Origin of the sequence: Saccharothrix longispora, assembly GCF_030852425.1 — a bacterium.
GTDB classification, from domain to species: domain Bacteria; phylum Actinomycetota; class Actinomycetes; order Mycobacteriales; family Pseudonocardiaceae; genus Actinosynnema; species Actinosynnema longispora.
Genome location: NZ_NSDM01000009.1, coordinates 110615 through 131737 on the forward strand (window position 1 = coordinate 110615; position 21123 = coordinate 131737).

21 protein-coding genes are annotated in these 21123 nt (G+C 75.0%); 16 read left to right on the forward strand and 5 right to left on the reverse strand.

What is annotated here, in order from left to right:
- Positions 1-2 precede the first annotated feature (2 nt).
- Together CKY47_RS21320 and CKY47_RS21325 are read right to left on the reverse strand one after the other, a co-directional pair.
- Positions 3-1322, reverse strand: a complete 1320-nt coding sequence (locus CKY47_RS21320; RefSeq protein ID WP_306747689.1) for an ABC transporter substrate-binding protein — start codon at positions 1320-1322, stop codon at positions 3-5.
- Between the two features lie 476 nt (positions 1323-1798).
- Positions 1799-2776, reverse strand: a complete 978-nt coding sequence (locus CKY47_RS21325) for a sigma-70 family RNA polymerase sigma factor (RefSeq protein WP_306747690.1) — start codon at positions 2774-2776, stop codon at positions 1799-1801.
- 303 nt (positions 2777-3079) lie between these two features.
- On the opposite strand from CKY47_RS21325, the gene CKY47_RS21330 reads away from it, so the two are divergent.
- Entirely contained in the window at positions 3080-3703 is a 624-nt protein-coding gene (locus CKY47_RS21330; RefSeq protein ID WP_306747691.1) for an alpha/beta fold hydrolase, read from the forward strand.
- A 39-nt stretch (positions 3704-3742) separates the two neighbouring features.
- Here the strand turns inward: CKY47_RS21330 and CKY47_RS21335 are convergent, their stop codons facing one another.
- Entirely contained in the window at positions 3743-4621 is an 879-nt protein-coding gene (locus CKY47_RS21335; RefSeq protein ID WP_306747692.1) for a DUF4082 domain-containing protein, read from the reverse strand.
- Between the two features lie 221 nt (positions 4622-4842).
- Here CKY47_RS21335 and CKY47_RS21340 point away from each other — a divergent pair, with 221 nt between their 5' ends.
- From CKY47_RS21340 to CKY47_RS21355, 4 genes are read left to right on the forward strand one after another with little or no spacing between them, the layout of a single operon-like run.
- Positions 4843-5031: a hypothetical protein gene (locus tag CKY47_RS21340; protein WP_306747693.1), complete on the forward strand. Its 189-nt coding sequence runs from the start codon at positions 4843-4845 to the stop codon at positions 5029-5031.
- A 35-nt stretch (positions 5032-5066) separates the two neighbouring features.
- Positions 5067-5804, forward strand: coding sequence for a hypothetical protein (locus CKY47_RS21345; RefSeq protein ID WP_306747694.1), 738 nt, complete (start codon positions 5067-5069; stop codon positions 5802-5804).
- Positions 5801-6703, forward strand: coding sequence for a DUF6895 family protein (locus CKY47_RS21350; protein WP_306747695.1), 903 nt, complete (start codon positions 5801-5803; stop codon positions 6701-6703). The genes CKY47_RS21345 and CKY47_RS21350 overlap by 4 nt, the downstream gene beginning before the upstream one ends.
- Entirely contained in the window at positions 6700-7668 is a 969-nt protein-coding gene (locus CKY47_RS21355) for a serine hydrolase domain-containing protein (RefSeq protein ID WP_306747696.1), read from the forward strand. The genes CKY47_RS21350 and CKY47_RS21355 overlap by 4 nt, the downstream gene beginning before the upstream one ends.
- 6 nt (positions 7669-7674) lie before the next feature.
- On the opposite strand, the gene CKY47_RS21360 is transcribed toward CKY47_RS21355, so the two are convergent.
- Entirely contained in the window at positions 7675-8637 is a 963-nt protein-coding gene (locus CKY47_RS21360) for a glutathione S-transferase family protein (protein ID WP_306747890.1), read from the reverse strand.
- 150 nt (positions 8638-8787) lie between these two features.
- The gene (locus tag CKY47_RS21365; protein ID WP_306747697.1) at positions 8788-9147 is read right to left on the reverse strand and encodes a DUF2203 domain-containing protein; all 360 of its coding nucleotides are present in this window, start codon (positions 9145-9147) and stop codon (positions 8788-8790) included.
- Positions 9148-9272: 125 nt separating this feature from the next.
- Between CKY47_RS21365 and CKY47_RS21370 the strand changes: the two genes are divergently transcribed.
- The 11 genes from CKY47_RS21370 (at position 9273) to CKY47_RS21420 (ending at position 21097) form a co-directional block, all read left to right on the forward strand.
- Positions 9273-10010, forward strand: coding sequence for a GAF domain-containing protein (locus CKY47_RS21370; RefSeq protein WP_306747698.1), 738 nt, complete (start codon positions 9273-9275; stop codon positions 10008-10010).
- Positions 10011-10495: 485 nt separating this feature from the next.
- Positions 10496-11179 carry a hypothetical protein gene (locus CKY47_RS21375; RefSeq protein WP_306747699.1) on the forward strand — a complete coding sequence of 228 codons (684 nt, stop codon included), beginning with the start codon at positions 10496-10498 and terminating at the stop codon, positions 11177-11179.
- A 59-nt stretch (positions 11180-11238) separates the two neighbouring features.
- Complete coding sequence (locus CKY47_RS21380) at positions 11239-12255, forward strand: helix-turn-helix transcriptional regulator (RefSeq protein WP_306747700.1); 1017 nt, start codon at positions 11239-11241, stop codon at positions 12253-12255.
- Between the two features lie 468 nt (positions 12256-12723).
- Positions 12724-14598, forward strand: coding sequence for an ABC transporter ATP-binding protein (locus CKY47_RS21385; RefSeq protein WP_306747701.1), 1875 nt, complete (start codon positions 12724-12726; stop codon positions 14596-14598).
- A 98-nt stretch (positions 14599-14696) separates the two neighbouring features.
- On the forward strand, positions 14697-15008 hold the full coding sequence (locus tag CKY47_RS21390; RefSeq protein WP_306747702.1) for a hypothetical protein: 312 nt from the start codon (positions 14697-14699) through the stop codon (positions 15006-15008).
- 515 nt (positions 15009-15523) lie between these two features.
- Positions 15524-16732: a sensor histidine kinase gene (locus CKY47_RS21395; protein WP_306747703.1), complete on the forward strand. Its 1209-nt coding sequence runs from the start codon at positions 15524-15526 to the stop codon at positions 16730-16732.
- Positions 16729-17415 (forward strand): response regulator, encoded by a 687-nt coding sequence (locus CKY47_RS21400; RefSeq protein WP_306747704.1) that lies wholly within the window; start codon positions 16729-16731, stop codon positions 17413-17415. The genes CKY47_RS21395 and CKY47_RS21400 overlap by 4 nt, the downstream gene beginning before the upstream one ends.
- 176 nt (positions 17416-17591) lie before the next feature.
- Positions 17592-18242, forward strand: a complete 651-nt coding sequence (locus tag CKY47_RS21405; protein WP_306747705.1) for an ABC transporter permease — start codon at positions 17592-17594, stop codon at positions 18240-18242.
- The gene (locus CKY47_RS21410; protein WP_306747706.1) at positions 18232-19371 is read left to right on the forward strand and encodes an ABC transporter ATP-binding protein; all 1140 of its coding nucleotides are present in this window, start codon (positions 18232-18234) and stop codon (positions 19369-19371) included. Before CKY47_RS21405 ends, CKY47_RS21410 begins: the two co-directional genes overlap by 11 nt.
- Positions 19368-20123, forward strand: coding sequence for an ABC transporter permease (locus CKY47_RS21415; RefSeq protein ID WP_306747707.1), 756 nt, complete (start codon positions 19368-19370; stop codon positions 20121-20123). Before CKY47_RS21410 ends, CKY47_RS21415 begins: the two co-directional genes overlap by 4 nt.
- A complete protein-coding gene (locus CKY47_RS21420) occupies positions 20120-21097 on the forward strand; it encodes a glycine betaine ABC transporter substrate-binding protein (protein WP_306747708.1) in 978 nt (325 codons plus the stop codon). Before CKY47_RS21415 ends, CKY47_RS21420 begins: the two co-directional genes overlap by 4 nt.
- The last annotated feature ends 26 nt before the right edge of the window (positions 21098-21123 follow it).

A 21123-nucleotide genomic window follows, 5' to 3' on the forward strand; every position in this document is an offset into this window, starting at 1 on the left:
CGTCACCGCCCGCCCGCGCGCTTGAGCGCGCGTTCGGCTTCCCGCTGGGCCTGGGCCATCGCCTCGGCCGGGCCCTGACCCCCGGTGAGCACCCGGTTCACCGCGCCCTCCCAGGCGCGCACGAGGTCGCTCGCCGCCGGGCTCGGCGGCACCGCGAACGCCACGTCCTGCAACGCCAGCACGGCGGGCACCCCGCGTTCGAGGATGCGGTTCCCCTTCGGGTCGAACACGTCGCGGAAGATCCGCTCGTCGGCGGCCCGGTTCGCGGTGAACGTGCCGCCGTAGGGCTTGCCGGCCGCGGCCAGGGCGTCGCGGCGGGCCGTCGCCGCGGTCACCCACGTCTCCGTCGCGGTCATCGTGGCGATGAAGCGGCACGCCGCGTCGGGGTGCCGCGACCCCTTGGGGATCGCCCACGCCTGCCCGCCCAGCTCGGTCACCGGCCGGCCCTCCCGGTCGGTGAACGGCGCGACGCCGATGTCCGCCTCCGGCGAGTTCGCGGCCAGCGTGTTGAGGTACCAGGAGTCCATCGGCATCGCGGCGAGCCGACCGGTCGCGTACTGGTTGGCCGCGCCGAACTGGTCGAACGTGTCGCGGAACGCCTTGAACGACGCCCAGCCGCCCTGCCGCTCGACCAGGTCCGCGGTGAACCGGACCGCCTCCACCACGCGCGGGTCGTCCAGCCGGACGTCGAGGCCGTCGTCGCCGACCAGCCGCACGCCGTTGGCGGCGGCCCACATCGGCAGGAACTCGGGCATCCTCGGGTCGAACCCGATGCGCTGGAGCTTCGGCCCGTCCCGGCGCGCGAGCCGGTCGGTGAGCGCGGTCAGCGCGTCCCAGTCCGCCGTGGACACGGACGCCGGGTCCACGCCCGCCTCGCGCAGCACGGGGTTGTTGAGCAGGAGCAGGCGGACGCCGGCGAAGTCGGGCAGCCCGTACACCCGCCCCTGGTAGGTGACCTGCCGGACGGCGGCCTCGCGGAACTGCCCGACGTCCACGCCCTGCTCCCGGACGCAGTCCTCCAGGCTCTCCACCGCGCCGCGCGCGGCGTAGCCGCCGAGCTTGCGGCGTTCGGCGTAGACGAGGTCGGGAGGTTCGCCCGCCGCCACCGCGGAGAGGAACTGCTGCTCGTCGAACGCGCCCTCGACGATCCTCAGGTCCACCTCGGGGTTGGCCTCGCGGAACAGCGCCACGCGCGCCGTCGCGTGCTCGTCGGGCAGGCCGAACCCCATGGTGACCAGGGCGTTGGGCGCGTCGCCCGGTGAGGCGCCCACACCGCCGCACCCGGCGGCGACCAGACCCAGGACCGCGGCTAAGGCAACCAACTCTCCGCGCACGACCGCCTCCCCAGGGTGCACAACCACCTGGCCGGGTTCCCATTGCGACGCGCCGTACACAAGATTCACTCGAAGAGCCCAATCGGGCGATCACGGGCTCACCTGGTCGTGGTGCGTAGTGCCTGGTCACGCCGGAAAACAGGCACGGTGGAACTCCTGGGCATCGATCCCGCACGCGTGACCAAGGGCCTGCTCGGGCGGGCGCTCGCCCCCGTGGAGCAGGTGACGCGGCGGGACCGGCGGCACGTGTGGTCCTGCCCGGGAGCCGCCGGCCGGATAGCACCCGCCCGTGCGCCACGACGACGCCATGGCCGAGCCGCGCCGGCACGTCGAGGCGGCCGACCGCGACGCCCGGGTGGCGCCTCGACGTCGCGGCGGTCGCCGGACGAGGACCGGTCGTCCTCGTCGGAGGTCCGGGCCGGGTACGAGCGGATCGTGGGCGTGCCGGCCGCGGACGACCCGGCTCAGGGCAGCGAGACGGGCAGGCCCAGCAGCGCGAAGTGCTCCAGCCCGATGAACGACACCACCTCCGCGACCCGGTCGCCGCGCAGCCCCAGCACGTTCACCGTCCACGCCTCGTACGGCCCGGACGACCCCGGCCTGCGCAGGTAGCACCCCACCGCGGGTTGCCCGTTCGCGTTCGTCCGCAGGTGCCGCCACGACCCGCAGCCGGTCATCGGGACCCGGACGACGAAGTCCATCACCGCGTCCACGCCCCGGTACCAGTGCGGCAGCGGCGGCATCGACCAGGTGACGTCCTCGGTGAGCAGCGCGACCATCGCGTCCGCGTCACCGCGCTCCAGCGCCGTGCAGAAGCCGGTGACGACCTCCCGCAGCCGCACGTCGCCGACGCGGTGCAGCGACCGCTGCTCCCCGACCGAGGGCGCCTTCTCCGCCACCACCCGGCGGGCGCGGGCCAGCGCCGAGTTCACCGACGTCGTGGTCGTGCCGAGGGCCTCGGCGACCTCGGCCGCCGAGAACCCCAGGACGTGGAACAGCAGCAGCGCCGCCCGCTGGTTGCCCGGCAGGTGCTGGAGCGCCGCCACGAACGCCAGCTCCACCGCCTCGCGCCGCGTCACCGCGCCGTCCGGCCCGACCGGGTCCGGGTAGGGGCCCAGCCACGCCACGTCGGTGCGCGGCTCGTCGGGCAGCACCAGGCGCTCGGCGGCCGGGCCCAGGTCGACGGGCAGCGCGCGCCGCCCCCGGCTCGCCACCACGTCCAGGCAGGCGTGGGTCGCCACGGTGTAGAGCCACGTGCGCAGCGAACTCCGCCCCTCGAACCGGGAGAAGCCGCGCCACGCGCGCAGCAGCGCGTCCTGGAGGGCGTCGTCGGCGTCGTGCGCGGAGCCGAGCACGCGGTAGCAGTGCGCGTGCAGCTCGCGCCGCAGCGGCCGCACCAGGCGGGTGAACGCGGCGTCGTCACCGCCTCGCGCGAGGTCCACGTCGGGGTCCTCCGGGGCAGGTGCCGAAAAACTTCGCTCACGACCGACGATTCTGCCCGACGGACGGAGTCCAGTACCCCGAACGGGCTTGCCGCCCCCCGCTACCAGGAGGAACCGGATGACCACCACCCACACCCTGCGCGTCCCGGACGCGTCCCTGCACTACGAGCTGCGCGGCACGGGGCCGCTCGTCGTGCTCGTCGGCGCGCCGATGGACGCCCGGTCGTTCGAACCGCTGGCCGACCTGCTGGCCGCCGACCACACCGTGCTCACCACGACCCGCGCGGCATCAACCGCAGCGCGGTGGACGACCGGGACCGCGACGCCACGCCGGAGCTGCGCGCCGACGACCTCGCCCGGCTCGTCGAGCACGTCGACGCCGGCCCGGCCGTCGTGCTCGGCTCCAGCGGCGGCGCGGTCAGCGCGCTCGCCCTCGTGCAGGCCCGCCCGGACCTCGTGGACACCGTCATCGCCCACGAGCCGCCGCTGAACGAGCTGCTCGACGAGCGCGCGGAGCTGCGGGCGCGGACCGCGGGCATCGCGGCCACGCACCTCGCGGGCGACCACGAGGGCGCGTTCCGCGAGTTCCTCGCGCTCGCGGACATCGACCTGCCCGAGGAGGTGTTCCGGCACATGGTCGGCGGCGAGCGGTCCGCGCAGGACGTCGCGGACGCCGACTACCAGCACTCGGCCATGCTCGTCCCGACCACCCGGTGGGTGCCCGACACGGACGTGCTGCGCGCCGCGCCGACCCGGATCGTGGTCGGCATCGGCGAGGAGTCCGCGGGCCAGCTGTGCGACCGCACGTCGCGGGCCCTGGCCGCCGCGCTCGGCGTGGCGCCGACGATGTTCCCGGGCGACCACGTCGGGTTCGCCGGCGACCCGGAGGGCTTCGCGACCCGGCTGCGCGAGGTGATCAAGGGCTGAGCGGGGGAGGGCGGGACCGCGCGGTCCCGCCCGCGCCCGTCAGCCGCGGAACTCCGGCTGCACGAAGTAGTGGCTGTCGCGGTAGCTGTCCGTCGGGAAGCCGCCGCCCACGCCGTAGCGGTACACGCCGGCGCCGTGGACGCCGTCGTGCGGCGCGGTGAACGGCGCGTCCACGACCGTCCCGGTGAGGTGGTCCTCGGCCACCAGGTACCCGCCCTGCGGCGTGTAGTACGACACCACGTAGTCCTGACCGGGCACGACCGGCACCGGGGTCGCGAAGTCGATCTCGGCCATCCGGCCCGGGTGGTCCCACGGCTGCTCGGCCAGCAGCACGCCGTCCGACCACAGGCGCAGCAGGATCGGCCCGCGGTAGGCGCCCCGGCCCAGCGAGGCGCCCAGGACCAGGCCGGGCCGGTCGACCCGGACCCTGATCCCCACCTCGACCGGCAGGGTGTCGTGGTCCTGGACCTCCGCCGCGTACGGCGTGTACATCTCGCAGCGCACGGCGCAGTCCACCGGCTGCGGCACGGTCTCGCCGCCGACGTGCAGCACCAGCGTCTCGCCCGCCGCGCCGGGTCCCGCCGCGGTGACCGCGCGCCCGGCGACCACCGCGTCGGTGACGGCCTCCGGCGTCCACAGGTACGTCCAGTCGACGCGGAGGCCGCCGAGCACCCGCACCGGCGTCGCCCGGACCCAGGTGGCGCCGCCGTCGAACGTCAGTTCGGTGGCCACGACCGAGGCGGTGTCCGGGGTGACCGTGGCGCCGGTGACGAGGACGGGCACGCCGACCTCCAGCCCGACCCGGGTGCTGGGGCTGAAGAACACGACGGCGGGGTCGGCGACCTGCGCGACCGCCGTGCCGGACAGGGCCAGCGTCGCGGCGGCGACCGCCGCGAGCAGCCTGGTTGAGCGGGACATGCGCACTCCTCGGCGTAGTGGGGATCTCCTCCCGCAGTGGGGATCGTCCGCCGCGGGCGTCCCGCTACGAGGGGGGTTCGTGTCTCCGCCGTGGACACCTGTCACCTGGACGGGTGTATTCGTCGCCGATGGACAGCTCCAACCGATGGGGTGAACCTCCGCGTGCTGCACTCGAAGGGCAGGGAATCCAACCGGAACGACGCTGAACGAGGAGGTACGCGATGGCTGTTCGATCGTTGGTCCGTCCGGTCGCGACACCGGAGGACGTGGCCGAGTTGATGTCGGCGGTGGCCGAGCCGGAGACCGCGGTGACCGATCCGCCGCTGCCCGTGCCGTCGGCGGCGGGAGCCCTGCTGCTCGGGCTGCTGCTGGTCGCCTCCCCCAGCGTGCCGAAGGAACCGGGGAAGTAGTGACCGCTGAAGGTCGGGTAGGCCGTGCGTCCTGCGTGGACACGGCCGCCGCGCTGGCCGGCCACGTCATCGGCGCGTTCGGGGAAGTCGGTCCGACAGGTGTCGCCGACTTCCTCGACACGTGCTCCGACGTCGTGGCCGGCCTGGGGGCCGTGCGCCTCGTGGGAGCCGACGTCTTCGCCCCGAACCTGCTGTCCGATCGCCCCTTGGACGTGCGCGACGCCGGCGCCGTCGCCGACGCCTTCGAGGCGTTCCCCGCCGTCCTCCAACCGGTGACGCACCAGCAGCGCGTGCTGGCGTGGCGGGACTGGGGCACGGTCGAGCTGCTGGCCCGGCTCACCTCCGCCCGGTCCGCGCCGCCCGGCACCCCCGAGGCGTGGCGCGACTGGGCGACCACCCGGCTGGCCGCGACGCGCCTGGGCAGGCCGCCCGGCGACGCCGCCGCCGTGCTCGGCGACCCCGGGGACTGGTCGCGCTGGTCGGTGGCCGTCGCCCAGCTGTCGTCACTGGCCCTGCCGGGTCTGGGCGGCCCGGTGCACGACGCGGTGGCCGCCGAGCCGCTCGCCCTGGCCAGGGGCGCCACCCGCGCCCTCCTGCGCCGGGACCACACCACCGCGGCCAGACTGGCCCGCTGGGTGGCGCTGCTCGCGGACCGGGTCCCGCTCGACGCCCCGCTGCTGCTGGAGCACCTCGGGCTGCACGCGGGCGCCGACGCGCGGCTGCTGCTCGACCTGACCGTCGCCGGCCGCGTCCTCGGGGCGGTGGGCCGTTGACGACGACCGCGCTGGTCCACGACGTCGCGGCCCGGGCGCTGGCCTGGCTGCACGAGAACCGCGGGTTCGGCGCCTTCACCGACAGCGCCACCGCCGACCTCAACGACCCCGACGGCGTCTACAAACCCCTGTGCGAGGTGGCCCTGGCGACCTCGCTCGTGCTGCGCGAGGGCGTCGCCGGCAGCACGCAGCTGCGGCACGCCCGGGAGGTGCTCGACTTCGCCTGGGGGCAGATGCGCCACGGGGACCTGCTCTACGAGCGCCAGCTCCGGCACGCGCTGCTCACCGACCCGCTGGAGATCTACGCGCCGTTCGCCCGCGCCGGCCACCGGCACGCCGGGCTGGACGCGGTGCTCGCGCACACCTCGGCGGCCGACTCGATGACCGAGGTCCTGCCCAACCGGCGGCTCGCCGTGGCCAACGCCCACCGCGTCGTCGGCATCCCCCGGGACGACGACTGGGCCGCCCTCACCCGCGCCACCTGGCTCGGCCGCACGCCCCCTCCGTGGGCCATCGACTGGTACACCGCCTACCAGGCCACCCACACCGCCTTCCACGTCACGGACTGGGGCGCCCGCCCGGACGGCCTGCCGCCCGACGTGGCCCGCTACCTCGCCGAGTGGCTGCCGGTGTGGATCGACGTGTGGACCGAGGCCCGGCAGTGGGACCTGGTCGGCGAACTGCTCATCGTGAGCGCGTCCCTGCCCGAGCCGCGCGTGGTGGCCGCCGAGTGGGAGCCGTTCGCCGCCGCGCAGCACGAGGACGGCCTGATGCCCCGTGACGGCGAACCGGTGGTCGGGGACGCGCGCCTGCGCTTCCTCAACCACCAGCACACCGCCGTCGTCGCCGTCGTGGCCGGCACCGTCGCCCTGTCGCGCCTGCTCGGCGGGGCCCCGTGACGGCGGTCGGGGTCGACGTGCTGACCCCGCTGCTCGACCCGGCGACCTCGGCGGTGGCCGTCGCCGCCCGGCAGGGCGACCACGAGGTGCTGCTGGTCGCGGGCGACGCGGCGCCGGGCGAACCGGCCACGGCGGGCACCCGCTTCGAGGTCGGGTCGCTCACCAAGACGTTCACCGCGCTGCTGCTGGCCGACGCGGTGGCCCGCGGGGAGGTGCGGCACGACGACCCCGTGGACCGGCACCTGGCGACGGCACTGGGGGAGGGGGTGACCCTGGAAGGGCTGGCCACGCACACCTCGGGCCTGCCCAGGCTCCCCCCGGGGCTGTTGCGCGCCGCCGTGCCCGCGTGGCGCACCAACCCGTACCGCGACTTCGGCCCGGAGGAGATGGCGGCGGCGCTGCGGCGCACCCGCGTCCGGCGCGACCACCGCGTGCGCTACTCCAACTTCGGGGGCGCCGTGCTGGGCCTGGCCCTGGCCGCCGCCGCGGGCCGCCCGTACGAGGACCTGCTCGCCGAGCGCGTGTGCCGCCCGCTCGGCCTGCGCGACACCGGCTTCGCCACCACCCCGCAGGCGACGGGCCACCTGCGGGGCCGCCCGCGCCCGCCGTGGGAGATGCCCGGCATGGCCGCCGCGGGTGCGCTGCGCTCGTCGGCGCGGGACCTGCTCGCCTACCTGACCGCGCTGCTCGACCGACGCACCGCCGCGGCGGTCGACGTCGCCACGCCCCGCGTCGCCCTGTCCGGGACCGACCACCTGTGCCTCGTGTGGAACCTGCGCCGCCGACCGGGCCACGACCTGGTGTTCCACTCGGGGGCCACGCGCGGGTTCACCGCGTTCGCCGGGTTCAGCCCGCAGCGGCGCACCGCGCTGGCCACCCTGACCAACGCGGGCGCGACCGTGCGCGGCACGTTCGTACAGCACTCCTACGAGGCCCTGCGCACCCTCGCCGCCACCGCCGGGTGACCGCTCTCAGGCGCGCAGCGGCGTGTGGTCGGGGTCGACGCGCTCACCCTCGCGCACCGGGCCCGGCGGGGTGCCGTCGCCGAACGGCCTGCCGCCCAGCGCCTCGCGGCCGTGCGGCGTGACCCAGCCCGACAGCTCCGGCCCCCTCGGCACGATCCCCGAGGGGTTGATGTCCTGGTGCACCACGTAGTAGTGCTTCTTGATCTGGTCGAAGTCGACCGTGTCGCCGAAGCCCGGCGTCTGGAACAGGTCCCGCGCGTAGCCCCACAGGTTGGGCATCTCGGCGAGCTTGTTCCGGTTGCACTTGAAGTGCCCGTGGTAGACCGGGTCGAAGCGGACGAGCGTGGTGAACAGCCGCACGTCGGCCTCGGTGATGGTGTCGCCGACCAGGTAGCGCCGGTCGGCCAGCCGCTCCTCCAGCCAGTCCAGCGCCGTCCACAACCGGCCGTACGCGTCGTCGTAGGCCTCCTGGCCGCCCGCGAAACCGCACCGGTAGACGCCGTTGTTCACCTCGGTGAACACCCGCCGCACCACCGCGTCCAACTCCTCGCGGTGCTCGGCGGGCAGCAGGTCGGGCGCGCCCTCCCGGTGGTGCTCGCGCCACTCGGTGGACAGGTCCAGGGTGATCTGCGCGAAGTCGTTGGTGACCACCGCGCCGGTCGTGGTGTCCACGAGGGCGGGCACGGTGATGCCGCGCGGGTACTCGGGGTCGCGCGCGAAGTACGCCTCCTGGAGGCGTTCGATGCCGAGCACCGGGTCCCGGCCGCCGGGGTCGAGGTCGAACGTCCACGAGCGGGCGTCGTGGGTGGGGCCGGGCAGGCCGAGCGAGAGCGCGTCCTCCAGACCGAGCAGCCTGCGCACGATGATCGCCCGGTTCGCCCACGGGCAGGCCCGCGCGGCGACCAACCGGTAGCGGCCCGGTTCGACGGCGAACCCGTCGCGCCCGTCCGCGGTGATCCGGGTCGTGATGTACCGGGTGTCGCGGGTGAACTCCTTGCCCTTGACCGAGTACGTCCCGCCCTGGCTGTGCTCGGGGTGTTCGTTCTGCTCGCTCACGGCTGCGAGCCTACGTGTGGTTCCGGCCGCCCCGCAGCACGACCGGGCGCGCGGGACGCGGCGTCACGGCAGGCGTCGCCGCCCGGCGAAACCGAGGTCGGCCCGGTGGTACCAGTCCACGCCCTCATCGCCCTCCAGCCAGCACAGCAGCACCGGCACGCCGTCGAGGTCGGCGGGGAAGTCGACCAGCAGCGGCGCGAAGCCCTTCAGCTCGGCGCCGGTCCGCTGCACCGCCGTCATCAGCTCGTCGAGCCGCGCCTGGGCTGCCTTCAGCTCCGGCAGCCCGCCGAGCGCGGTGCGGTCGCCCGAGTGCACCGCGGCGGCCAGTTCCGCGGCGTCCGCCCGGACGGCGACGATCTCGTCGAGCACCGGCCGCAGCCGGGCCAGTTCCTCCCGTGCCCCGGGCACGCTGAACAGTCCCACCCCGCCACCCTACGGGTCCGCCCTCGGGGGCCGCGGTACCGGTACCGCGACCCGGCTATACCGGGCCGCGGGGAAACATCGCCGCTCGTCGAGCGGACGTCGTGGCCGGGCACCATCGTGGGGGCATGGGAAGCCGGTCGGATGACGCGAGACGGTTGCTGCTGTGGGACGAGATCCTCCGCCGGGCGGAGGTGGAGGGGGCGGACGCAGGCGTGCGGCACGCCTGCGAGGTGGCGCGCGACGTGCTGGCCGCCGACGGCGTCGTGCTGTACGAGGCGGTCGACCCGGTGACGGCCGAGCCGGTCGCGACGGCGGGCGACGGCGCGGCGCGGCTCGCCGAGGCCGAGATCACGGTCGGCGAGGGACCCGCGCTCGACGCGATCGCCGGGGAGTACCCGGTGCTCGTCCACGACGTCGACGCGGTGGACCGCTTCGTGCGCTGGCCGGCGTTCGCGCCGCAGGCGCTCGTCGGCGGTGTGCGCGCGGTCGCCGCGTTCCCGGTGGTGATGGGCGCGGTCGTGGTCGGCTGCCTGGAGGTGCACCACCGCGCCCCGGTCGACCTGGGCGCCGACCGGATCGTGGACGGGCTGCTGCTGGCCGACGCCGCCCTGGCGCTGATGCTGCACGGCGCTCCCCGCGCGCCCGGCGCGGACCCGGTGCTGGCCCGGTGGGTGACGGTCCGCCAGGCGGCCGACGCGGTGGCCGTGCAGTTGGGCTGCGACCCGGCCACCGCGCTGCTGCGCCTGCGGGCCCACGCCTACAGCACCGACCGCTGGCTCGGGGACGTCGCGGAGGACGTCGCCGCCTGGCGGCTGCTGTTCGCCCCGGAAGCGGACGCCCAGTCCGAGCGCGGCCAGGGCTGACCCGGTTCCCACGCGCCACCCCACCACCGGCCGGCCCGCCGACCGGGGGACACCCCGGCGCGGGAGCCGGCGGACCGGATCGGCACGTTCACCGCGGCGGTGTGACGGTGGAAAGCGGCCCCTTGCCGACCTCCGCGCCCCGGTGCGCACAATGCGCCGTGCGCCGGCGTGCGGCTGGAGGGGGACGGTGCGGTCGCGACTGCTGCGGAAGTCCCGCTCCGACCACCACGCGGCGTCCGGAACCCGCTGTGCCGCAACGGTCCCGCCGCGTCGGCCGTGCGCGGCGGCGGGACTCCCGCCGGGAACCCCGACCCCCCGGCGGGTGCCCCGCCCCCGCCGCCGGGCGGGGCACCGACCGCCGGTGCCGCTCGAACGGCCGCCCGCCGAGCGGGTGGTCTGCACCTCCCCACCCGGTCGGGTTCCCGGCCCCCGCCACCGAGGGGGCCGACCGCCGGGGGCGAGGTCGACCGGTTGGAGGGTTCGACGTGGACGACCTGCTGCACGTGCGGGTGTCCGGGCAGGACGGCGTGTCGATCCTGCACCTGTCGGGCCTGCTGGTGCCGGGGAACTACGCGTCGCTGCGCGACGTGCTGCTGATGACCGCGCTCGCCCAGCCCGCGGCGATCGTGGCGGACCTGACCGGACTGCGCGTCACGCCGCCGCTCGCGTCCAGCGTGTTCCGGGTGGTGCGCGACCAGGTCGCGTCGTGGCCGGGGGTGCCGATCCTGCTGACCGGCGCGGAGCGGGGCGCGGTGTGGGACCTGCCGTGCTTCGACACGGTGGAGGAGGCGGTGGCGTCCGTCGGGCCGCCGCCGCGGCGCTGGGTGGTGCGGATGCCGCTGCCCCGCGTGGGTGCCCCGGTGTTCGCCCGGCTCGCCGCCGAGGAGGCGTGTCGGGTGTGGAGCCTGGAGCGGATCGGCGAACCCGTGACCGGGGTCGCGGCCGGGCTGGTCGGCCTGGTGGCCCGCGGCCTGCCCCGACGGCCCACCATCGCGTTCGAGTGGTGGCGGGACCTCTTCGTGATCGCGGTGGGGGACGACGTGCCGGTGCGGTGCGACTCGTGGGACCTGCGCCGCGCCGTCGCCGCCGCGCCGGACCGGACGGAGCGCTGCGGCTGGTCCACGACGTGGACCGACGGCACGCTGATCTGGGCCGTGCTCAGGGCGTGAGGCGCGGGCCGTCGGCGCCCGCGCCGGACGACAGACCACTCACAGGACAGGGGACGAGCGTGGTTCCGCACGACACCGGACCGGCCGGGCGCACGCGCCCGGCGCACACCGACCTCAGCCCCGTCGACCTCGACGTCTACCGGGCCCTGCTGGACGGCTCCGGCACGGCGGCCGAACTCGGCCACCGGCTCGGCGTCGGCGCGCGGCGGCTCGGCCCGGTGCTGCGCAGGCTCGTCGACCTGGAGCTGGCCACCCGCGTCGAGGGCAGGCCGGTGCGGTTCGCCGCGGTCGCGCCCGAGGTCGCGTTCGGCGGCCTGCTCGTGCGCAAGCAGCGCGAGCTGGAGGAGGTGCGCCTGCTGCGCGCCGAGTTGCGGGAGCGCCACCGGCGCGCGGTGGGCGACGCGGACCCGGAGCGGTTGTTGGAGGTGGTGCGCGGCACGGACGCGATCGCCCGTCGCGCGAGCCGGTTGGTGCGCTCGGCGCGCCACGAGGTGCGGTTCGTCGACAAGCCGCCCCACGACCGGCCGCCCGGCGTGCCGCGGACCGCGCAACGGGAGCTGCTGGAGCGCGGCGTGGGCTTTCGCGGCGTCTACGACCGCGCGTGCCTGGAGCGGTACGCGCCGGACCGCGGGCCGGGAGCCGGCCTGCCGCCGGGCGAGGAGGCGCGGGTCGTGCCCGACGCGCCGCTGAAGATGATCCTGGTCGACCGCCACCTCGGCCTCGTCCCGCTGGATTCGGCGGCGTCCGAGCCGGTCACCGCGCTCGTCGTGCGCCCCTGCGCGCTGCTCGACGCGCTGGGCGCGCTGTTCGAGGGCCTGTGGTCGCAGGCGCTGCCGCTCGCCGTGCACGACCACGAGCCGCTGTCCGCGCAGGACGTCCGCCTGCTCGCGCTGCTCGCCACCGGCATGCCGGACCGCGGCATCGCCAAGCAACTCGGACTGAGCTACCGCACGTTCCAGCGCCGCCTGCACGACCTGATGCGCGCGCTGGGCGCGCGGACCCGCCTCCAGGCGGGGGTACGCGCCGCGCAGAGCGGCTGGGTGCGGGTGGCGCCGCCCGACGACGCCCCGGGGTGACCCGCGCACCCCCGAGGGGCACCGCGGATCGGCCGGCCGGATCGGGCGCAGCACCAGCACGGCCGCCGGGAGGAGCAGCAGGACCTCGCCGAACGCCACGAGCACCCCGGTGTCGACGCGGGCGACCGGGCCGGGCCGGCGCACCCCGAGAACCACGCGTCGCCCGCCCGGACCGCGTCGCACGACCCGGGCACGCCCGCGACGCAACCGCGCACCGCGTCGGCGAACACGGCGGCACGGGCCGGCGCGTCGGGGGAGCGCTCCCGGTCCCGCTGGTCGAGGCCCGCGGTGGTCGGCAGGTGCGCGGCGACGCAGGCGACCGCGACGGCCGGCGCCGTGACCGGCCGCGAAGTTCGGAGCACGTCGGAGGACCACCACGGCGGGACCGTCGAGCGGGCGATATTCGATCGCCGAGCCCCGGCCGACTGCGGCAGCATGGGAGGCCGAGGTGACCCCGGAAGGAGTCGGATGGTCTTACCGGGCTCTGGAGAGAAGCTCACCGGAAAACCCGTCGACGGCAACCGCAGGAAGGCGGTCCTGCTCGTCCTGCGCCTCTACAGCCGGGAACTGCGCAGGCACCGCCTCACCGGCGTGCTCGCACTCGTGCTGCCCGCGCTGGGCAACACCTGCCTGCTCTACCTCGCACCGCTCACGGTCGGCGCCCTCGCGGGCCACCTCGCGGGGGAGGGCGACAGCGGCCTCGCCACCGTGCTGCCGTACGTGTTCGCGTTCGCCGGCCTCATGCTGTTCGCCGAACTGCTGTGGCGCGTCGGCGTCCACTGCCTCAACCGCACGGACGGCCGCGGCATCGAGAACCTGTCCGTGTACGCGATGGACGCCCTGCTCGCCAAGGACGCGGCGTTCTTCCACGACAACTTCGCCGGGTCGCTCACCAAGAGGGTGCTCGGCTTCGCGTCCCGCTTCGAGGAATTCGTGGACACGGTGGCGTTCAAGGTCGTCGCCAACGTGGTGCCGCTGACCTTCGCGTGCGTGGTGCTGTGGTCCTACGACCCGCTGCTGGTCGTGGTGCTGCTCGGCCTGATCCTCGTCACCGGGTTCGTGATCACGCCGCTCATCCGCCGCCGGCAGCGGCTGGTCGCGGAGCGCGAGGCGTCGTTCGCCCTGGTGTCCGGCCGCGTCGCCGACACGCTCGTGAACATGGAGACGGTGCGGGCGTTCGCCGCCGAGCGGCGCGAGGGCGTCGAGCACCGCGACCGCGCCGCCGAGCACCGGGTGCTGGCGCTGCGGTCGTGGGATTACGGCAACCTGCGCATCGACACCGTCGTCGCGCCGCTGTCCGTGCTCACCAACGCGCTGGGGCTCGCCGTCGCGGTGGGCGTCAGCGGCGGGCTCGGCGTGGAGGCGATCGTGGTGACGTTCGCCTACTACACCAACGCCACGCGGATCATGTTCGAGTTCAACCAGATCTACCGCCGCCTCGAGAGCGCCCTGACCGAGGCCGCCCAGTTCACCGAACTGCTGCTCGACCCGCCCACCGTGCTGGACCCGGAGCACCCGGAACCGTTGCGCGTCGAGGACTCCGGTGTCCGGTTCGAGCACGTGGTGTTCGCGCACGAAGGGGCTCGACCGCTGTTCACCGGGCTGGACCTGGACGTCCCGGCGGGGACGCGGATCGGGCTGGTGGGGCGCTCCGGCGGCGGCAAGACGACGTTGGGGCGGTTGCTGCTGCGGCTGATGGACCTCGACTCCGGGCGCATCCTCGTCGGCGGTCAGGACATCGCGCGGCTGCGCCAAGCCGACCTGCGGAGCCTGATCGCGTACGTGCCGCAGGACCCCGCCATGTTCCACCGGACGCTGCGCGAGAACATCGCGTTCGCCCGGCCGGGCGCCACCGAGGCCGAGATCCGCCGCGCCGCAGAGGCCGCCCACGTGACGGAGTTCGCCGACGCGCTGCCCCTCGGGTTCGACACGATGGTCGGCGAACGCGGCGTCAAGCTGTCCGGCGGGCAGCGGCAACGGGTCGCGCTGGCCCGCGCGATCCTGCGCGACGCGCCGATCCTGCTGCTCGACGAGGCGACGAGCGCGCTGGACTCGGAGAGCGAGGTGCTGGTCCAGGAGGCGCTGTGGCGGCTGATGGAGGGGCGGACGGCGCTCGTCGTCGCGCACCGGCTGAGCACCGTGGTGCGGATGGACCGGCTGGTCGTGCTCGACCGGGGCCGCATCGTCGAGCAGGGCACGCACGCCGAGTTGCTCGACGCCGACGGGGCGTACGCGAGGCTGTGGCGCCACCAGTCCGGGGGCTTCCTCGACGACGTGGCGCCCGGCGGCCCGGCCGGCGGTGACGCGGTCGCCCCCGAGGGCGCGAGGGCGTCCCGGGCGTGAGGCGCCGCACCACGCGGTCGCCGGCGTGGAGGGGGCGGGTGGCGCCCACGCCGCCGCGACGGGTCGCGCGCCGCCCGCCCCCGTGCGACGGTGGCCGCGTGCCGCGCGACGAACCCCCGCCCCGCACGCCCGACGGCCGGTACGTCGTCATCGACGGCAGGCGCTGGCGGGCGAGCGACCCGGACCTGCCCGAGGACGTGTCGACCAGGCTGCGCGGCGCCCTGATGGCCGCCCGCCGCGACGTCGGCCGCGCCCTGCGCGCCGGTGACCCGGACGCCGAACGGCGTGCCCGCGACCGCGTCCAGGAGGCCAAGGTGGCGCTGGGCGAGCGGGGCACGCCGTGGTGGGAGCAGACCGACGAGGAGCGGCGGCGGCGGTGGGAGGCCGGCCTCGCCCGGCTCGGGGCCTGACTCCCCGCGGCCGGGCTCAGCCGGCGCGGGTCGTCCCGCGGCGGGACCACCGCGGGCGGGGCCGCCGCCCCGGGCGCACGGCCGGCCTCCCGCACGTCGAGCACCGCCCGGCGCGCCACCCGGAAGTCCGCCACCGGCAGCCGGCCCCACAGCACCGCCGGCCGCCGGTACCGGTGCCCACCGGGTGCGACGAGGTCCGCTCGACCCCACCCGTCACAGCCACACCACGAACACCACCGCCGTGGCCGGGGTGCCCCGGCTCCAGCACGCCGGTCACCGCGAACGCGCCGTCGAACCCGTCCCGCCGCACCTCACCGTCGACGTGCCCGACCAGCACGTCCCGCGACCGCCACACGCACCCGCCGGCACGCCGGCCCGATCCGCGCGCACCGTGCTCGACCTGCCCCGTTCGTCCGCAGTGGAGGAACGCGGGGACGCGCTACCCCCACGGGGGTAGCGCGACGTCCCCCCGCGGGCGGGCGACGCCGGCCGCCGCGCCGGCCTAGGTTGAGGTCGTGCGGTTCTCGCTGACCCCGATCCGGCTCGACGTCCTGCTGGCCCTGGTGCTGACCTGGCTCACCCTCGACACGGTGCTCAGCCGGGCGGACGGGCAGGCGCAGTTCTGGGAGTACGTGCTGGCGGCCCTCACCGCGGCGCCGATCGCGCTGCGCCAGCGCGCGCCCGTGGCGACGGTGGTGGTGATGCTCGCCGCGTTCGCCGCCTTCAACCGGCTCGGCAGCGACCTGATCCCCAACTCGGGCATCGGACTGCTGGTGGGCGTGTTCACGGTGGCCACGCTGCGGTCCAGGGTGGTGACGGCGGCGGTGGTCGCGGCGACGCTGTGCATCGTCGTGGCGGCGATGCTGGGGATCGACGACATCGCCTGGTCGGAGGCGGCGCAGACGGTGATGGTGGTGCTCGGCGTGTGGGTGCTGGGCGAGGGCACCCGCCGGTGGGCCGAGCGGGCCGAGCGGGCGGCCGAGTCGGCGGCGCGGGCGGTGGCCGAGGAACGGGTGCGCATCGCGCGCGAGCTGCACGACGTGGTCGCCCACCACATGTCGGTGATCTCGCTCCAGGCCGGTCTCGCCTCCTACGTGCTGGACACCGACCTGGCGACCGCCCGCAAGGCCATCGACACGGTCGGTCGGACGAGCCGCGAGGCGCTGACCGAGATGCGCCGGCTGCTCGACGTGCTCCGGGTCGACCACGACGGGGACTACCGGCCCCAGCCTGGTCTGTCCAACCTGGACGAACTGGTCGACCGGGCCCGCGCCGCCGGACTGACCGTGGAGGTGCGGGTCACGGGCGACGCACGCCCCCTGCCGCCGGGACCCGACCTGTGCGCGTACCGGGTGGCCCAGGAGTCGCTGACGAACGTGCTCAAGCACGCCGCCGCGGCCCGCGCGCTGGTCGAGCTGGACCACGGGGAGCAGACCCTGACGCTGAAGGTGACCGACGACGGCGCGACCGCCGCGCCGCACCGGGTGCCGGTGACCTCGCACGGCATCCGGGGCATGCGCGAGCGCGCCGAGCTGTACGGTGGGGTGCTCACCGCCGGACCGCGCGCCGGGGGCGGGTTCGGCGTCGTGCTGCGACTCCCCCTGGGGGATTCGCAGCTCGAGGAAGCCCGGCCGGACGATTCGCGGCCGGAGGAAGCCCAGCCGGGGCAAGTCCGGCCGGAGGGGTCACGGCCGGAGGGGTCCCGCCCGGGAGGTGACCGGTGACCGTCCGCGTGCTCGTCGCCGACGACCAGGCGCTGATCAGGGCCGGCCTGGTCGCGCTGTTCACCGCCGCGCCCGGGTTCGAGGTCGTGGGCGAGGCCGCCGACGGCGCGCAGGCCGTGGCGCTGACCGCGGCCACCTCCCCGGACGTGGTGCTGATGGACATCCGGATGCCGGTGCTGGACGGCATCGCCGCCACCCGCCGGATCCTGGCCGACGCGGGGGAGGACCCGCCACGCGTGGTGGTGCTGACCACGTTCGACCTGCCGGAGTACGTCTACACCGCGCTCGGCGAGGGCGCGTCGGGTTTCCTGGTCAAGGACACCCCGCCCGAGCGGATCATCTCGGCGGTCCGCACCGTCGCGGCGGGGGACATCCTCATCGCGCCGCACATCACGCACCGCCTCATCGAGACCTACGCCCAGCACCACCGGGCCACGTCCGTCGGCGCGCCGCAGCTGGCCCGGCTCACCGCGCGGGAGACCGAGGTGCTGCGCCTGGTCGGCAACGGCCTGACCAACGCCCAGATCGCGCAGCGCCTCGTGCTCAGCGAGGCCACGGTGAAGACGCACGTCAAGCGGATGATGGGCAAGCTGGCCCTGTCCAGCCGCGCACAGGCCGTCGTGGTCGCCTACGAGACCGGCCTGATCGTGCCAGGGCCCGGGAGACCCGGCTCCGGCGGGTGACGGGCACACCGGTGATCGTCAGGCTATCGTCAGGTTGAGTCACCTCGCGGTGCGGCAGGATGGGTGTCCTGTTGGGACACCGTGCTCTCGGAGTCGGGGGATTGCCGAGCAAAGGGGTAACCGATTTCACGGACACGCACGTCGACGACCGTCCCGGGTGGACCGGGGGCGGAGTCGTGAACTTCTGGGAGTTCCTGGTCGACCGGTGGAACCGGTTGCTGGTCGAGGCGCTGCTGCACGTCAGCGCGGTGGTGCAGTGCGCGCTGCTGGCCGCGGTGATAGGCGTGGCGATCGGGGTGGCGGTGTACCGCAGCCCGCTCGGCTCGGCCGCCGCGACGGCGTTGACCAGCGCGATCCTCACCATCCCGTCGTTCGCCCTGCTGGGTCTGCTGATCCCGGTGCTGGGCCTCGGCGTGAAGCCGACCGTGGTGGCGCTCGTGCTGTACGGGCTGCTGCCCGTGGTGCGGAACACCATCGTCGGCCTGGGTGGCGTGGACCACGCGGTGCGCGACGCGGCGCGGGGCATCGGGATGAGCCGGCTCGGCGTGCTGACCAGGGTCGAACTGCGGCTGGCGTGGCCCGCGATCCTCACCGGGACGCGGGTCGCCACGCAGATGCTGATGGGCATCGCCGCCATCGCCGCCTACGCCCGCGGGCCGGGTCTGGGCGTGGAGATCTTCGCCGGCCTGACCAGGGCGGGCAGCGCGAACGCGACCAACCAGGCGATCGCCGGAACCCTCGGGATCGTCGTCCTGGCGCTGGTCCTGGACGGGCTCTTCGCGCTGATCGGCCGTTACACCGTCTCCAGGGGGATCCGTGGCCAGTGAGATCGAGCTCGTCGACGTGACGAAGCGCTACCCCGGCGTGAAGGCGCCCGCGGTGGAGTCGTTCAGCCTGACCGTCCCGGCGGGCGAGACCGTGGTGTTCGTCGGACCGTCCGGGTGCGGCAAGACCACCACCATGCGCATGATCAACCGGTTGATCGAGCCGACGTCCGGCCGGATCACCATCGACGGTCGGGACACGCTGTCGCTGGACCCGGACGAGCTGCGCCGCGGCATCGGGTACGCCATCCAGCAGGCCGGGCTGTTCCCGCACCTGACCGTCGGCCAGAACGTCGGCACGGTGCCGGGCCTGCTGGGCTGGAGCCGGTCGAGGGTGTCGGAGCGGGTGGACGAGATGCTCGACCTGGTCGGGCTCGACCCGGTCGACTACCGCGACCGCTACCCGCGTCAGCTCTCGGGCGGCCAGCAGCAGCGCGTCGGGGTGGCCCGTGCGCTGGCCGCCGACCCGCCCGTGCTGCTGATGGACGAGCCGTTCGGCGCCGTGGACCCGATCACCCGGGGCAACCTCCAGGACGAGCTGATGCGGCTCCAGGCCGAGCTGCGCAAGACGATCGTCTTCGTCACGCACGACTTCGACGAGGCGGTGAAGCTCGGCGACCGGATCGCGGTGCTCGGGCCGCGCTCGACGGTGCTCCAGTACGACACGCCGGAAGCGATCCTGGCGAACCCGGCCGACGACACGGTCGCCGGGTTCGTCGGCTCGGGCGCGTCGCTCAAGCAGCTGCGGCTGCGGCGGGTCCGCGAGGTGGAGCTGAGCCAGGCGGTGACGGCGTCGGTGCACGACGAGCCGGCCGAGGTGGGCCGCAGGCTGGCCGGGTCGCCGAACCGGTACGCGCTGCTGCTGGACGGCCGCAACCGGCCGGTGAGCTGGGTGCACGCGGGCAACCCGGGGCAGCCGCAGCCGGTGGGCGACTCCGTGTCGTTGCAGTCGACGTTGCAGGACGCGCTGGAGGCCATCCTGACCGAGGGCGGCGCGGCGGTCGTCACGGGCGCGCGCGGCGAATACGTCGGGCTGGTGGAGATGGACGCCGTGATCGGCACCGTGCAGAAGCTGCGCGACGAGCACGCAGTCGACGACGAGGCGGCCGACCGCGTGGGGGTGGAGACGTGACGACCGCGGTCGCCTCGCGGCAGCGGGCCGAGCGGCTCCGCCTGCTGATCCAGCCACTGGCCGTCGTCGCACTCGTCGGCGGTGTGCTGACCTGGGCGTTCACCCGAGACCTCGACTCGATCGAGCAGGCGAGCATCAACGTGCCGACGCTGGCGTCCGCGACCTGGGACCACCTGGTGATCAGCGTCGTGGTGACCGCGCTGGTGCTGGTGGTGGCCGTGCCGCTGGGCGTCGTGCTGACCCGGCGGTGGGCGCGGCGGGCCGCGCCGGTGTTCCTGGGCGTCGCCACGATCGGCCAGGCGTCGCCCGCCATCGGCATCCTCGTGCTGTTCTTCCTGGTCTCCGGCCTGGAGGGGGTGTGGGCGGCGGTGCTGCCGATCGCCTTCTACACGCTGCTGCCCGTGCTGCGGAACACGATGGTCGGCCTCCAGGGCGTGGACCCGGCGCTGGTGGACGCGGGGCGCGGCATCGGCATGTCCGCCGGCGCGGTGCTGCGGCGGATCGAGCTGCCGCTCGCCGTGCCGCTGATCCTGGCCGGCCTGCGCACCGCGCTGGTGCACGCCGTCGGCGTCGCCACGCTGGCGGTGTTCGTCAACGGCGGCGGCCTCGGCCTGCTGATCGACACCGGTTACAAGCTCTCGCGGGTGACCGTGCTGGTCACCGGGGCGGTGCTGGCCGTGGGGCTCGCGCTGCTGGTGGACTGGCTCGGCGCGGTCGCCGAGACCTACCTGGGACCGAAGGGATTGCGATGAGGGCGCGGTTCGCCGGGGTCGCGCTCGTCGCGACGACCCTGCTGGCCTCGGGCTGCGGCCTGGAGTCGTCGTTCGCGCTGCCGTTCGAGGTGGCGCCCGGATCGATCCGGCCGGTGCCGGAGCTGACCGGGGTGGAGGTGGCGGTGGGGTCGAAGGACTTCACCGAGAACCAGGTCCTCGGCTACCTCGCCGAGGTGGCCCTGGTCGCCGCCGGGGCCGAGGTGCGGGACATGACCAACATCCAGGGCTCCAACAGCTCGCGCCAGGCCTTGATCACCGGCGACGTCGACCTGTCGTGGGACTACACCGGGACGGGGTGGATCAGCTACCTGGGCAACACCGAGCCGATCCCCGACGAACGGGGCCAGTACGAGGCGGTGCGCGACGCCGACCTGGAGCGCAACGGCCTGCGCTGGCTGGACTACTCCGAGGTCAACAACACGTACGCGTTCGCCGTCACCGAGGAGTTCGCCCGCACCCACGGGCTGCGCACCACCTCCGACATGGCCGCGCTGATCGCCCGTGAACCCGACAAGGGCGTGTTCTGCCTGGAGACGGAGTTCGTCAGCCGCAACGACGGGTTCCCGGGCGTGGCGGCGGCCTACGGCTTCGACCCGGGAGCGGTGGAGGTCAAGACGTTCGGCACCGGCACGATCTACTCCGCCACGTCGACCGGCCTGTGCAACTTCGGCGAGGTGTTCACCACCGACGGCCGCATCCTGGCGCTGAACCTGGTCGCCCTGGAGGACGACAAGAAGTTCTTCCCCCAGTACAACGCGGCGATCGTGCTGCGCGAGGAGTTCCACCGGGCGCACCCGCAGGTCGCGGAGGTGATGGCGCCGATCGTCGGGAAGCTCGACAACGAGACGGTCCTCGCGCTCAACGCCGAGGTGGACGTCGACGGCCGCGACCCGGCGATCGTCGCCCGCGACTGGCTGGTGCGCGAGGGGTTCGTGACGCTGCCGACGTCGTGACGAGGGGCCGGAGGCGGGCCCTGCGC

What these genes read in the sequence shown, in the direction of transcription:
- CKY47_RS21335 (WP_306747692.1), bottom strand. Translation starts at nt 4,621, where the DNA reads ATGTCCCGCTCAACCAGGCTGCTCGCGGCGGTCGCCGCCGCGACGCTG.
- CKY47_RS21340 (WP_306747693.1), top strand. Translation starts at nt 4,843, where the DNA reads ATGGCTGTTCGATCGTTGGTCCGTCCGGTCGCGACACCGGAGGACGTG.
- CKY47_RS21370 (WP_306747698.1), top strand. Translation starts at nt 9,273, where the DNA reads ATGGGAAGCCGGTCGGATGACGCGAGACGGTTGCTGCTGTGGGACGAG.
- CKY47_RS21385 (WP_306747701.1), top strand. Translation starts at nt 12,724, where the DNA reads ATGGTCTTACCGGGCTCTGGAGAGAAGCTCACCGGAAAACCCGTCGAC.
- CKY47_RS21420 (WP_306747708.1), top strand. Translation starts at nt 20,120, where the DNA reads ATGAGGGCGCGGTTCGCCGGGGTCGCGCTCGTCGCGACGACCCTGCTG.